This window comes from Pseudomonas resinovorans NBRC 106553 (assembly GCF_000412695.1).
GTDB classification, from domain to species: Bacteria; Pseudomonadota; Gammaproteobacteria; order Pseudomonadales; family Pseudomonadaceae; genus Metapseudomonas; species Metapseudomonas resinovorans_A.
On record NC_021499.1, the window covers coordinates 113,027 to 126,074 of the forward strand.

General features: G+C 64.8%; 12 protein-coding genes. 2 read left to right on the forward strand and 10 right to left on the reverse strand.

What is annotated here, in order from left to right:
* Window positions 1-70 precede the first annotated feature (70 nt).
* The 10 genes from PCA10_RS00525 to PCA10_RS00570 form a co-directional block, all read right to left on the reverse strand.
* Window positions 71-2,029 carry an Lnb N-terminal periplasmic domain-containing protein gene (locus tag PCA10_RS00525; RefSeq protein ID WP_051148017.1) on the reverse strand — a complete coding sequence of 653 codons (1,959 nt, stop codon included), beginning with the start codon at window positions 2,027-2,029 and terminating at the stop codon, window positions 71-73.
* 17 nt (window positions 2,030-2,046) lie between these two features.
* On the reverse strand, window positions 2,047-2,367 hold the full coding sequence (locus PCA10_RS00530; RefSeq protein WP_016490050.1) for a DUF2388 domain-containing protein: 321 nt from the start codon (window positions 2,365-2,367) through the stop codon (window positions 2,047-2,049).
* Window positions 2,368-2,534: 167 nt separating this feature from the next.
* Window positions 2,535-2,852, reverse strand: coding sequence for a DUF2388 domain-containing protein (locus tag PCA10_RS00535; RefSeq protein ID WP_016490052.1), 318 nt, complete (start codon window positions 2,850-2,852; stop codon window positions 2,535-2,537).
* Between the two features lie 97 nt (window positions 2,853-2,949).
* Window positions 2,950-3,162, reverse strand: a complete 213-nt coding sequence (locus PCA10_RS00540; RefSeq protein WP_016490053.1) for a DUF1127 domain-containing protein — start codon at window positions 3,160-3,162, stop codon at window positions 2,950-2,952.
* Between the two features lie 271 nt (window positions 3,163-3,433).
* Entirely contained in the window at window positions 3,434-3,649 is a 216-nt protein-coding gene (locus PCA10_RS00545; RefSeq protein ID WP_016490054.1) for a DUF1127 domain-containing protein, read from the reverse strand.
* 330 nt (window positions 3,650-3,979) lie between these two features.
* A complete protein-coding gene (locus PCA10_RS00550) occupies window positions 3,980-5,473 on the reverse strand; it encodes an acetyl-CoA hydrolase/transferase family protein (protein WP_016490055.1) in 1,494 nt (497 codons plus the stop codon).
* A 175-nt stretch (window positions 5,474-5,648) separates the two neighbouring features.
* Window positions 5,649-7,085, reverse strand: a complete 1,437-nt coding sequence (locus tag PCA10_RS00555) for an NAD(P)(+) transhydrogenase (Re/Si-specific) subunit beta (protein WP_016490056.1) — start codon at window positions 7,083-7,085, stop codon at window positions 5,649-5,651.
* A 2-nt stretch (window positions 7,086-7,087) separates the two neighbouring features.
* A complete protein-coding gene (locus tag PCA10_RS00560; RefSeq protein WP_016490057.1) occupies window positions 7,088-7,402 on the reverse strand; it encodes an NAD(P) transhydrogenase subunit alpha part 2 in 315 nt (104 codons plus the stop codon).
* Window positions 7,403-7,414: 12 nt separating this feature from the next.
* Entirely contained in the window at window positions 7,415-8,536 is a 1,122-nt protein-coding gene (locus PCA10_RS00565) for a Re/Si-specific NAD(P)(+) transhydrogenase subunit alpha (protein ID WP_016490058.1), read from the reverse strand.
* 632 nt (window positions 8,537-9,168) lie between these two features.
* Window positions 9,169-10,077, reverse strand: a complete 909-nt coding sequence (locus tag PCA10_RS00570; RefSeq protein WP_016490059.1) for a LysR family transcriptional regulator — start codon at window positions 10,075-10,077, stop codon at window positions 9,169-9,171.
* A gap of 192 nt (window positions 10,078-10,269) precedes the next feature.
* Here PCA10_RS00570 and PCA10_RS00575 point away from each other — a divergent pair, with 192 nt between their 5' ends.
* Entirely contained in the window at window positions 10,270-11,451 is a 1,182-nt protein-coding gene (locus PCA10_RS00575) for an acyl-CoA dehydrogenase (protein ID WP_016490060.1), read from the forward strand.
* 69 nt (window positions 11,452-11,520) lie between these two features.
* Entirely contained in the window at window positions 11,521-12,744 is a 1,224-nt protein-coding gene (locus PCA10_RS00580; RefSeq protein WP_016490061.1) for a CaiB/BaiF CoA transferase family protein, read from the forward strand.
* The last annotated feature ends 304 nt before the right edge of the window (window positions 12,745-13,048 follow it).

The window sequence follows — 13,048 nt, forward strand, 5'->3', positions numbered from 1 at the left end:
CGGCTTGGGCGCAGGACTGTTGGGCTTCGCTTCGCTCTGCGCCAACCTACGGGGGATTCAGCTTCGTGGATCAGGGCAGCTCCAGCCCGCCGGACTGCTTGTGCAGTTCGCGCAGACGCGCGCCGATCTGCTTGAGGTTGGCCTCGGTGGCGTTGAGTTCGGCCAGGCGCTGGGGTTCCAGCAGGCTGCGCACTTCGCGGTCGAGGTCTTCGCTGAGGGTGCGCATGGTCTGCTGGCGGTTGCTGCTTTCGGCTTCCAGGGGCTGCCACTCGGCGCTTTGTGGCAGGCCATAGCCGCCCTGCAGCAGCTCCGCCGGGCGGCTGAGGAAGCCGCTGTTGGCGAGCATCTGTTCCAGGGTGCCGCCGGCCTTGGCGAAGCGGGTCTGCCCGGCCTGCTCCCGTGAGTTCAGGTAATTGCGCTTGAGCTCGTCCTGGGCCAGCAGCAGCTGGCGGCGCTGGGCGGCCTGTTCCAGCAGGAGCAGGGCGGCGCTGGTGCGCAGGTCGGCCTGGGCGAGCCAGGGGCGGCGCTGTTCCGCGCTGAGCTCCAGCCAGTCTTCGACTTCCTGCTGGGGCACCTGCAGGTGCTCGCGGAGAATCTTGAACATGGCCTGGTAGCGGTCACGGAAGGAGTCGAAGCGGTAGCCCAGGCGCAGGGCCTCCTTGGGGTCTTCGAGCGGCGTGCGGTCGGCCACGCCCCGGCCTTCCAGCAGCTTGAGCAGGCCATTGGGCATGATGCTGTCGAGGTCGCGCAGGGCCGGATGGTCGGTGCCGCTGCGCAGCAGCTTGAGGGTTTCCACCGCGCAGTTGTTGGACAGGAACCAGTAGTCGCCGTCGTAGCTCCAGTGCATCTCGGCGGCGTGTTCCACCAGCGCTTCCAGTTCGTCGCGGCTGAGCTTGAGCGGCACCGAGGCGAGGCTGCGCAGCTCCACCTTGGTGTATTCCTCGATCACCTGGTGCAAGGGCAGCACGAACAGGCGCGATGGGTAGGCGCCGGTGAGGCCGTCCCAGCTGGACAACTGCACGTCGCCGACGAAGGCGCGGTAGGACAGCACCAGGTGCTGGTCGAGGTCGAGACGGCAGTCCGGCCCGCGCGGGCGGCCCGGTGCGCAGATGACCAGGCGCAACATGCTGTGGCCCCAGCGGCTGACCCAGTTCTGGTTGGCCTCGGCGAACAGGTAGTCCACTTCGTAGACTCGCTCGGGGTCGAGCTTGCCCAGCGGCTGCTTGCCGAAGTCGCGGCCGGCGTTGAGGTAGGCGTAGCCGTCATTGCAGGCACTGCGCTGCGCCGGGGCCCAGTCGAATTGTTCGCGGTAGTAGCGGTACAGCGTCGGGCGGCGGCAGGCGTAGGCCGGGTCGAGGAGGAAGTACTCCATGTTCACCGCGACGAATTCCCGGGGGTTGCTCAGCTCGTAGATGTCCGGGCTGCGCGCCACCTGGTGGTTCTCCTGCTCGCGCTGGCCGCGTTTGCCGACGTATTGCGGCCAGCCGGCGAGGTCGAGCAGGCGCGGGTCGTCGCTGAAGGTGAAGCGTCGCGCGGTCTGCCCACGGCAGTCGCCGGGCAGGCCAACCAGGCCATTGCTGTCGGCCTGGTTGCGGCAGCGGAACTGTTGCGTCTTGTCGGCGGCGGACCAGAGGCGGGCGCGGTCGTAGATGTGGGTCAGTTCGTGGAGCAGGGTGGCGAGCATCTCGCGGCGCACCGTGCCGTGCACGCGGCCGGTCTGCTGGGTTGCCGCGCTGCCGTCGGCGAGTCCCGCCAGCAGGTTGCGGTTGAGGACCAGGGCGTCGAAACGGGTGGCGCGGCCGTAGCCGTTTTCCGGCAGCTCGGAACTCCAGCCGACCTGAACCTCCCGGTCCAGGCGCTGGATGAAGGCCGGCGGCAGCGCGGCGCGGGCTTCGTCGATCAACTGCTGGCTGGCCTGGCGCTCGGCCGCGGTCAGGCCCTCGTCATCCAGGACCAGGCGCAAGTCGGCACGCGTACCCGCCGCTAGCAGCAGGGTGCTCAGGCAGATCAGGCGCAGCCAGGTGTTCAGGGCGGCTACTCGTGGGTTCAGAGGGCGAGGATGGTTTCCGCCAGGGCCTGGTCGCTGGCCTCGCGGGCTTGCGGGAAGCGCTCGCGCAGCGCGCCGAAGGCGGCTTCCAGCTGGGCGCCGCGGATTTCGCCGGCGCTGGCGACGAAGCTGGCGGCGTCGTCGCGGGCGGCGACCACCACTTTCATGTCGCGGATCGAGGTGGTGGTGTCGGAAGTGAAGTCCAGAGTGCGGTCCAGCGCGCGGACGATGATGTTGCTGGTGGCCACCAGGGTCTGGGCCTGGGCGGCGCCGGCGACAAGGGACAGGGCGATGGCGGCAACAGACAACGAGCGACGCATGAAAGCTCTCCGTAGGAAGTATCTAAGGGATTTGACGGCAATAGCCTTCAGCAGTTCTAAGCCGGAGGCACAGGGCGCGAAGGTTAGCGGAATGGGCCGGCGAGGGCCAGGCGGCAACGGGGGGCTGGCGAGACGGGCCGCGTGTTGCACGCGGCCCGGATCGGAGATCAGAGGGTGAGGATGGCCTGGGCCAGTTGCAGGTCGGTGGCCGCCAGTTGCGGCTGGACGCTGCGGATGTGCTTGAACGCGGCTTCCAGCTGGGCGCCACGGATATCGCCGGTGCTGGCAACGAAGCTGGCGGCATCGTCACGGGCGGCGAGCACGATCTTGTCGTCCTTGAAGGACGAGGTGACGTCGGAGGTGGCGTCGGACGTGGCCGCGACTGCACCAACGATAGTGTCCGTGGTGACCACGAAGCTGGTGGCCGAGGCGCTGGCGGCGAAGGCCAGCAGGGTGGCTGCGCTGAGCAGGCGGATTGAGGTCATGGGGAGGCTCCTTGGTCTGACCGGGGTGGCGGCGCGGGGAAGCGCCGCCGGCTGGTTGAAAGCCTAGTCAAAGGGGCGCCTCCGGGCCAGTGCTGGCTTAGCGCCAGAAGGGCGTGTCCAACTCCTGGGCACGCTCGCTCGGACTGATCCCCACGTCGGCCAGGGCGCGATCGTCCAGTTGCGCCAGCTGCCGCCGGGTACGGGCGTTGCGCTGCCATTGCGCCAGGGTGGCGAACAGGCGCAGGTACCAGTGGGTCTGCGGCTGGCGGGACGACTGGGGCAAGGCAGAGTCAGTGAGGATGCGGTCCATGGCGCTTTTCCTTCCCGCTGCACGGCGGGGATTGGTTTTGGAAGTCCATGATCGCGCCGGCGCGCAAGACTGTGCAGTTACAGCTCCATTCAATTGTGCTGTATCAGCTGTGCTTTCCGTGAAACTGTACTGTTCTCGGTTATGACAGCTGTTTCGGCAGCGGCGGGCGATTCCTCGGTTTTCCGGGCCCAGAAACGACGAAACCCGTCGCGGGCGGCGACGGGTTCTGTCTGGGGTGTTGCTCTCGGGCCCCTAGAGCCCGGCGAACTGCTTAGCGCCAGAAGGGCTTGCTCAGTTCGGCTTCGCGTTGGACTTCGCTGATGCCGGCGTCGGCCAGCAGGCGGTGGTCCAGCATGGCCAGTTGGTGACGGCTGGCGACGCGGCGCTGCCACAGCAGCAGGGTGGAAACCACGCGCAGAGGCCACGAGGCTTTCGGGAATTGTTCGGCACGTTCGAAGATCAGGTCGGAACTGAGGGTACGTTCCATGGCGGCAGGTCCTTCCCGCTTGTGGCGGGTGTTAGGTTTTGAACTGGTGCCTATGATCTACCCGGAACAGCCGCAACTGTAGCCACAGTTGCTCTAAATTGTGATGGTCTTTATTAGCATGCTTATCAACTGTTCAGCTGAAAAATTACTCAGCTGTACCGGTGTCCCGTTGAATCACTCGTGATCCAACAGGAAACCGCAGTTTTTTCTGTGTGGAAAGCAAATGGCAGGGCTTTTGAACAGTACAGTTCCGGTTCTTTGGAAACTGTTTTTTGACCTCTTTGTCAGAATCAAAGGTTACAAGCCCATAACTGTTTTGCTCCGAAGGGATCAGCTGGCCAGCATCCGCCCGGTTTCTTCCAGATTGATATGCCAGGACATGGCTTCGCGAAGCAGGTGCGGGGTATGGCCGCCCTTGGCGCAGGCCGCGCTGAAGTAGTCCTGCAGCGCCTGGCGGTAATCCGGGTGCACACAGTTGTCGATGATCGCCCGGGCGCGTTCGCGGGGCGCCAGGCCACGCAGGTCGGCCAGGCCCTGTTCGGTCACCAGGATGTCGACATCGTGCTCGGTGTGGTCCACGTGGCTGACCATGGGCACCACGCTGGAGATGGCGCCGCCCTTGGCGATGGACTTGGTGACGAAGATCGCCAGGTGGGCGTTGCGGGCGAAGTCGCCGGAGCCGCCGATGCCGTTCATCATCTTCGTGCCGCCCACATGGGTGGAGTTGACGTTGCCGTAGAGGTCGAATTCCAGGGCGGTGTTGATGCCGATGATCCCCAGGCGACGCACCACTTCGGGGTGGTTGGAGATTTCCTGCGGGCGCAGTACCAGTTTGTCCTTGTAGCGCTCGAGGTTGCCGAACACGTCGGTGTTGCGGCGAGCGGACAGGGTGATGGAGCTGCCCGAGGCGAAGCTCAGCTTGCCGGCATCGATCAGGTCGAAGGTGGAGTCCTGCAGCACCTCGGAGTACATGCTGAGGTCCTGGAAGGGCGAATCGATCAGGCCGCACATCACCGCGTTGGCGATGCTGCCGATACCCGCCTGCAGCGGCGCCAGGTTGTTGCCGAGGCGCTCGGCGGCCACTTCACGCTTGAAGAAGTCGATCAGGTGGTCGGCGATGGCCTGTGTCTCGCCATCCGGCGGCAGCACGGTGGAGAGGGAATCCGGCTGCTCGGTGATGACGATGGCGGCGATCTTGGCCGGGTCGATCGGGATCGCGGTACCGCCGATGCGGTCGTCCACGCGGGTCAGCGGGATCGGCGTGCGGGTCGGCCGGTAGGTGGGGATGTAGATGTCGTGCAGGCCTTCCAGATTGGGGTTGTGCGCCAGGTTGATCTCGACGATCACGCGCTTGGCGAAGATCGCGAAGCTGGCGGAGTTGCCCACGGAGGTGGTCGGTACGATGTGGCCCTGCTCGGTGATGGCGACGGCCTCGATCACCGCGATGTCGGGAAGCTTGAGCTGGTGGTTGCGCAGCTGCTCGACGGTTTCCGACAGGTGCTGGTCGATGAACATCACTTCGCCGGCATTGATCGCCTTGCGCAGGGTGCTGTCCACCTGGAAGGGCATGCGCCGGGCCAGTACGCCGGCTTCGGTGAGCTGCTTGTCGAGGTCGTTGCCCAGGCTCGCGCCGGTCATCAGGCTGATCTGCAGGGGCTGCTCCTTGGCGCGCGTGGCCAGTGCCTGGGGTACGGCCTTGGCTTCGCCGGCGCGGGTGAAGCCGCTCATGCCGACGGTCATGCCGTCTTCGATCAGGGCAGCGGCCTCGGCCGCATTCATCACCTTGCTCAGCAGGGAGGGCAGGCGCACGCGATCAGAGTACATGGGGAAAACCTCGGACAACGGGGTAGGAGCCGCGCAGTCTAGGGGCTCGAAGGGCGCCCGACTTCTATACCAAGGTCGAAGAAATGGCTCTATTCAGGGCCTTTTGTCGGTTCGTGGCGGTACAAAACAAAAACCCCGGCGCAAGGCCGGGGTTTCATCTGGAGCAGGGCAGGGATCAATCCACCGCCTTGACCATGTCTTCGATCACTTTCTTCGCGTCGCCGAACACCATCATGGTCTTGTCCATGTAGAACAGTTCGTTGTCCAGGCCGGCATAGCCGCTGGCCATGGAGCGCTTGTTGACGATGATGGTCTTGGCCTTGAAGGCTTCCAGGATCGGCATGCCGGCGATGGGCGACTTGGGATCGTTCTTCGCCGCCGGGTTGACCACGTCGTTGGCGCCGAGAACCAGCACCACGTCGGCCTGGCCGAACTCGGAGTTGATGTCTTCCATCTCGAACACCTGCTCGTAAGGCACTTCGGCCTCGGCCAGCAGGACGTTCATGTGGCCCGGCATACGGCCGGCAACCGGGTGGATCGCGTACTTCACGTTCACGCCGCGATGGCTCAGCTTCTCGCACAGTTCCATCAGCGCGTGCTGGGCACGGGCCACCGCCAGGCCGTAGCCGGGGACGATGATCACGCTGTCGGCGTTGGTCAGCAGGAAGGCGGCGTCGTCGCTCGAGCCGGACTTCACCGGACGCTGTTCCTTGCTGCCCGCTGCGGCGCCCGCGTCGGCTTCGGCGCCGAAGCCACCGAGGATGACGTTGAAGAAGGAGCGGTTCATCGCCTTGCACATGATGTAGGAGAGGATCGCACCCGAGGAACCCACCAGGGAGCCGGCGATGATCAGCATCGAGTTGTTCAGCGAGAAGCCGATACCGGCCGCCGCCCAGCCCGAGTAGCTGTTGAGCATCGACACCACCACCGGCATGTCGGCGCCGCCGATGGGGATGATGATCAGCACGCCGATCACGAAGGCCAGGGCCACCAGCAGGGCGAAGGCGCCGATATTGCCGGTGAGGGTGAAGTACAGGCCGAGACCGAGGATCGCCAGGCCGACCACCAGGTTCAGCTTGTGCTGGCCGGCGAACTGTACCGGGGCACCCTGGAACAGGCGGAACTTGTACTTGCCGGACAGCTTGCCGAAGGCGATGACCGAGCCGGAGAAGGTGATGGCACCGATGGCCGCGCCGAGGAACAGCTCCAGGCGGTTGCCGGCCGGGATGGCATCGCCCAGGTTGGCGACGATTCCCAGGGACTGCGGCTCGACCACGGCGGCGATGGCGATGAACACCGCGGCCAGACCGATCATGCTGTGCATGAAGGCCACCAGCTCCGGCATCTTGGTCATTTCAACGCGCTTGGCCATGATCGAACCGGCGGTACCGCCGACCAGCAGGCCGACGATGACGTAGCCGATGCCCTGGGTGGCGAGCTCAGCGCCGAGCTTGTAGATCAGGCCGACGGTGGTGAGCACGGCGATGGCCATGCCGATCATGCCGAACAGGTTGCCGCGACGGGACGAGGTCGGGTGCGACAGACCCTTGAGCGCCTGGATGAAGCACACCGAGGCGACGAGGTAGAGAACAGTGATCAGGTTCATGCTCATGGTCAGTGCTTCTCCGCCTGCGCTTTCGGCGCTTTCTTCTTGAACATTTCCAGCATGCGACGGGTGACCAGGAAGCCACCGAATACGTTCACCGCGGCCAGTGCCACTGCCAGGGTGCCCATGGCCTTGCCCAGCGGGGTCACGGTGAGGGCGGCGGCCAGCATGGCGCCGACGATCACGATCGCCGAGATGGCGTTGGTCACGGCCATCAGCGGGGTGTGCAGGGCCGGGGTGACGTTCCACACCACGTGGTAGCCGACGTAGATGGCCAGCACGAAGATGATCAGGTTGTAGATGCCGTCAGAAATCAGATCCATGTCCGCTTCCCCTTAGCCGTTGTTGCGAACGACTTGACCGTCGCGGCACATCAGGCACGCAGCGACGATGTCGTCTTCGAGGTTGAGATGGAACTGGCCGTCCTTGTCGATGACCAGCTTGAGGAAGTCCAGCAGGTTGCGGGCATAGAGGGCGGACGCGTCCGCCGGCACCATGGCCGCCAGGTTGCTGTGGCCGACGATGGTCACGCCGTGCTTGATCACCACCTGCTCGGCTTCGGTCAGCGGGCAGTTGCCGCCTTGCGCAGCGGCGAGGTCGATGACCACCGAGCCCGGCTTCATTTCAGCCACGGTGGCTTCCTGCAGCAGGGTCGGCGCCTTGCGGCCCGGAATCAGCGCGGTGGTGATGACGATGTCGGCCTGCTTGGCGCGTTCGTGCACCGCCTTGGCCTGGCGCTCCATCCAGGAAGCCGGCATCGGACGGGCGTAACCGCCTACGCCCTGGGCGCATTCGCGTTCTTCATCGGTCTCGAAGGGCACGTCGACGAACTTGGCGCCGAGGGATTCGATCTGCTCCTTCACCGCCGGACGCACGTCGGACGCCTCGATCACCGCGCCCAGGCGCTTGGCCGTGGCGATGGCCTGCAGGCCGGCAACACCGGCGCCGAGGATGAGGATGCGCGCGGCCTTAACGGTACCGGCGGCGGTCATCAGCATCGGCATGAAGCGCGGGTAGTGGTGGGCCGCCAGCAGCACGGCCTTGTAGCCGGCGATGTTGGCCTGGGAGGACAGCACGTCGAGGCTCTGGGCACGGGAGGTGCGCGGCGCCGCTTCGAGGGCGAAGGCGGTGACGCCGCGGGCGTTCATGCGCGCGATGGTCTCGTTGCTGAAGGGGTTGAGCATGCCCACCAGCACGGCGCCGGCACGCATGTGCGCCAGCTCGCCCTCGGTGGGGGCGACCACTTTCAGCACCAGGTCGGCACCGAAGGCAGCGGAGTCGTTGCCGATGGTGGCGCCGGCCGCTTCATAGGCAGCATCCGGGATGCAGGCGCTGACGCCGGCACCGCTTTGCACCGTCACCTGATGGCCTTGGCTCACCAGCTTCTTGATGGTCTCGGGTGTTGCGGCAACCCGCGTCTCCCCGGCGTGGGTTTCGAGAGGAACACCGATGTGCACTTCAAATCTCCTGCGTGATCGATCTGGTGAACCAGTGCACTACGGATGGTGCGCTGGCGAGGCGAGTCCGCCTTTCAACAGCTTGGTACCGCAACGTCTAAAACCTTCGAGGCGCGGCATTCTGCAATCGGAACCGCGACCTCTTCAAGCAGTTCTGGAGTGAAACGATGCGATAACTACAAGTCATATCCAGACTGTGTGTCGCTGGTTCAGCTTCCAGGCCCCGCCAGTGCTGGTGGGGACCGCCTTTTTCCGCCTGTGGCGGTTTCAGGTCGCATCTCGTAGCTGAATGACTTTCCATCAAGGCAGCGGCGGTGCGGGCTTACAGTGCGGGACATCCTGCCGCTAATGGCTTTCGCACTGTTAATCAGAGTTTTTAATAGTTGCCATAAGGCGCCGGAAAATGGGCCTTCTGTAGCTTTAGAAAATAGCTGACTACAGGGTCAAGAAGGCTTTTCGGGGCTGTGATCGAGGTGTGCCGTAGTTCGCGCGCAGGCCAGTAGCCTCGCGGGTTGCGTCATGTTGCCGCGGGGATGTGATGGTTTGGCGGTTGGATCTCGGCTGGGTCGGGGACACGCTTGGGCCATGCCGGGCGGATCGACAGCTGGGATTCTCGGGTGGCAGCGGGCCTGTCAGTTCAGGCCCGCTTCACTGCGGTATTGGCGGGCGGCTTCTACCAGCCAGTCGCGGAAGGCGCCGAGCGCTGCGGATTCGAGCTTTCGCTCGGGGATCATCAGGTAATAGGCCTTGTCGCTGCGGAAGCTGTGGGGCTGGGCCACCACCAGACGGCCATCGGCCAGCTCGCGCTGGATCAGGAAGGGCGGGATCAGCGCGACACCCATCTCGTGCATCGCGGCCTGGGCGAGCATGGAGAACAGTTCGTAACGGGGGCCGCTGAGGTCGCGGGCGACGTTCATGCCGAGGGAGTTGAACCACTGGCGCCAGGCATAGGGGCGGGTGGTCTGCTGCAGCAGCGGCAGTCGGGCGATGGTGTCGGCGTCCAGGCCGGTGCGGCCCTCCAGCAGAGCGGGGCTGCATACCGGCACCGAGTGTTCGTGCATCAGGAAGTCGGCACGGGTGCCGGACCATTCGGCGTCGCCGAAGTAGATCGCGGCGTCGAAGTCTGTGTCGGCAAACAGGAAGGGGCGGGTACGGTTGGTCAGGTTGACCGTGACTTCCGGGTGCAGGCGCTGGAAGTCCTTGAGCCGGGGCAGCAGCCATTGGGTGCCGAAGGTGGGGACAATGGCCAGTTCCACGGTCATCGCGCCCTGCTGGCCCATCACGGCGAGCGTGTCGCGCTCCACCGCATCGAGCTGGGCGGCGATGCGCCGGGAGTAGGCCAGGCCAGCCTCGGTCAATTTCACTCCGCGCCGGGAACGGCGGAACAGTTCCAGGCCGAGGAATTCCTCCAGTCCGGCTATCTGGCGGCAGATGGCGCTCTGGGTCAGCGCAAGCTCCTCGGCGGCCTTGGTGAAACTCTGGTGGCGGGCCGCGGACTCGAAGGCGACCAGGGCGCCGGTGCTGGGGATCTTGCGCCGCATGCTGTACCTCAGTGTCACAGGTAATGGCTGAAAAATGGGCTGTTAGGCTTTTCGGAGTGAGAAATTAGCACAGCAGCATGCGAATTCCTCGTTTGTCCGATCCGGCCTAGGCTGTCTAGGATGCGTAGACACTAATAAGGCAGGGCCCCGTGATGGCCCGGCCCCTGAATTCCGCTTACCGAGGACACTCCCATGGCCGCCAAAGCAAGCTTCAACTGGATCGACCCGCTGCTGCTGGACCAGCAGCTCACCGAGGAAGAGCGCATGGTGCGTGACAGCGCCTACCAGTTCGCCCAGGACAAGCTGGCTCCGCGCGTGCTGGAGGCCTTCCGTCATGAGCAGACCGACCCGGCGATCTTCCGCGAAATGGGCGAGACCGGCCTGCTTGGCGCGACCATCCCGGAAGCCTACGGCGGCAGCGGCCTGAACTATGTGTGCTACGGCCTGATCGCCCGTGAAGTCGAGCGCATCGACTCCGGCTATCGCTCGATGATGAGTGTGCAGTCGTCCCTGGTGATGGTGCCGATCAACGAGTTCGGCAACGAAGCCACCAAGCAGAAGTACCTGCCCAAGCTCGCCAGCGGCGAATACATCGGCTGCTTCGGCCTGACCGAGCCGAACCACGGCTCCGACCCGGGCTCGATGATCACCCGCGCGAAGAAAGTCGACGGCGGCTACCGCCTGACCGGCAGCAAGATGTGGATCACCAACAGCCCGATCGCCGACGTGTTCGTGGTCTGGGCCAAGGACGATGCCGGTGAGATCCGTGGCTTCGTCCTGGAGAAGGGCTGGCAGGGCCTGTCCGCCCCGGCGATTCATGGCAAGGTCGGCCTGCGTGCCTCCATCACCGGCGAGATCGTGATGGACAACGTGTTCGTTCCGGAAGAAAACGCCTTCCCCGACGTGCGCGGCCTGCGTGGTCCGTTCACCTGCCTGAACTCGGCGCGCTACGGCATCTCCTGGGGTGCCCTGGGTGCCGCCGAAGCCTGCTGGCACACCGCGCGCCAATACGTGCTGGACCGCAATCAGTTCGGCCGCCCGCTGGCCGCCAACCAACTGATCCAGAAGAAGCTGGCCGACATGCAGACCGAGATCACCCTGGCCCTGCAAGGCTGCCTGCGCCTGGGGCGGATGAAGGACGAAGGCACCGCGGCGGTGGAAATCACCTCGATCATGAAGCGCAACTCCTGCGGCAAGGCCCTGGACATCGCGCGCATGGCCCGCGACATGCTGGGCGGCAACGGCATCTCCGACGAGTTCGGCGTGGCCCGCCACCTGGTCAACCTGGAAGTGGTGAACACCTACGAGGGCACCCACGACGTCCACGCGCTGATCCTCGGTCGCGCGCAGACCGGCATCCAGGCGTTCTTCTGATCCCCGGACCGGCCCTTCTCTCTATATAGAGGGAAGGGCTGGAGTCCTCTCGCGAATTCAGGTGATCCCATGGCTGGCGCTCTCTCCCATATCCGCGTGCTCGACCTCTCCCGCGTGCTGGCTGGCCCCTGGTCCGGCCAGATCCTCGCTGACCTGGGGGCCGAGGTAATCAAGGTCGAACGTCCCGGCTCCGGGGACGATACCCGTGCCTGGGGGCCGCCTTACCTCAAGGGCGCCGATGGCCGGGATACCAGCGAGGCGGCGTACTTCCTTTCCGCCAACCGCAACAAGCAGTCGGTCACGGTGGACTTCACCCGTCCCGAGGGCCAGAAGCTGGTTCGCGAGCTGGCGATGAAGTCCGACATCCTCATCGAGAACTTCAAGGTGGGTGGGCTGGCGTCCTATGGTCTGGACTACGAGTCGCTGAAGGCCATCAATCCGCGCCTCATCTATTGCTCCATCACCGGCTTCGGCCAGTTCGGCCCTTATGCCAAGCGTGCCGGCTACGACTTCATGATCCAGGGGCTGGGTGGGCTGATGAGCATCACCGGGCGTTCGGACCAGGAAGACGGCGCAGGGCCGGTTAAGGTGGGTGTCGCGCTGACCGACATTCTCACCGGGCTCTATTCCTCCGTGGCCATGCTGGCTGCTCTGGCCTCTCGGGAGATTACCGGCAAGGGCCAGCACATCGACATGGCGCTGCTGGATGTGCAGGTGGCCTGCCTGGCGAACCAGGCGATGAACTACCTGACCACGGGCAATCCGCCCCGCCGGCTGGGCAATGCTCATCCGAACATAGTGCCTTATCAGGATTTTCCGACAGCGGATGGGGACTTCATCCTCACCGTGGGTAACGACAGCCAGTTCCGCAAGTTTTGCGAGGTCGCCGGTCATCGGGAGTGGGCGGACGACTCGCGTTTTTCAACCAACAAGGCGCGGGTGGCTCATCGCGCCGAGCTGATCCCGCTGATCCGTCAGGCCACGGTCTTCAAGACCACGGCCGAATGGGTGGCGGCGCTGGAAGAGGTCGGTGTGCCCTGCGGGCCGATCAACGACCTGGCGGCGGTGTTCGCCGATCCCCAGGTGGTGGCGCGGGGTTTGCGTGTCGAGCTGGACCACCCCCTGGCTGGCCTGGTGCCGCAGGTGGCCAGTCCCCTGCGTCTCTCCGAGACGCCGGTGGAGTACCGCATGCCGCCGCCGCTGCTTGGCGAGCACACCGAAGAAGTGCTGCAGCGCCTGCTGGGCCTGGCTGCGGCCGAAGTCGAAGTGTTGCGCAAGGCTGAGGTCATCTAGCCCTTCTTATATAGGTGCGATTGAAGGCCTGAAGATAGTTTCAAATAAGTGTTGACGGCAGATTCTGCGCGCCTATAATGCGCACCTCTTCCGGCGACGAAGCAGCGAAAGAGCTTGAAAATCAAGCACTTAGCAAGGCGGAAAAGCGGGAAGAGGTGATCGGCGAGCGGTGGTAGAGCTGGCCACTTCGGACTTCCGAAAGGGCGAACGAAGAAGATCACAGAGGCGTTGACAGCGAGTTTGAACGCTGTAGAATGCGCCTCCCGCTGACGAGAAGAGTGATCGGGTCGAAAGCGCAAGCGGT

What these genes read in the sequence shown, in the direction of transcription:
- PCA10_RS00530 (WP_016490050.1), bottom strand. Translation starts at nt 2,367, where the DNA reads ATGCGTCGCTCGTTGTCTGTTGCCGCCATCGCCCTGTCCCTTGTCGCC.
- PCA10_RS00535 (WP_016490052.1), bottom strand. Translation starts at nt 2,852, where the DNA reads ATGACCTCAATCCGCCTGCTCAGCGCAGCCACCCTGCTGGCCTTCGCC.
- PCA10_RS00540 (WP_016490053.1), bottom strand. Translation starts at nt 3,162, where the DNA reads ATGGACCGCATCCTCACTGACTCTGCCTTGCCCCAGTCGTCCCGCCAG.
- PCA10_RS00545 (WP_016490054.1), bottom strand. Translation starts at nt 3,649, where the DNA reads ATGGAACGTACCCTCAGTTCCGACCTGATCTTCGAACGTGCCGAACAA.
- PCA10_RS00550 (WP_016490055.1), bottom strand. Translation starts at nt 5,473, where the DNA reads ATGTACTCTGATCGCGTGCGCCTGCCCTCCCTGCTGAGCAAGGTGATG.
- PCA10_RS00555 (WP_016490056.1), bottom strand. Translation starts at nt 7,085, where the DNA reads ATGAGCATGAACCTGATCACTGTTCTCTACCTCGTCGCCTCGGTGTGC.
- PCA10_RS00560 (WP_016490057.1), bottom strand. Translation starts at nt 7,402, where the DNA reads ATGGATCTGATTTCTGACGGCATCTACAACCTGATCATCTTCGTGCTG.
- PCA10_RS00570 (WP_016490059.1), bottom strand. Translation starts at nt 10,077, where the DNA reads ATGCGGCGCAAGATCCCCAGCACCGGCGCCCTGGTCGCCTTCGAGTCC.
- PCA10_RS00575 (WP_016490060.1), top strand. Translation starts at nt 10,270, where the DNA reads ATGGCCGCCAAAGCAAGCTTCAACTGGATCGACCCGCTGCTGCTGGAC.
- PCA10_RS00580 (WP_016490061.1), top strand. Translation starts at nt 11,521, where the DNA reads ATGGCTGGCGCTCTCTCCCATATCCGCGTGCTCGACCTCTCCCGCGTG.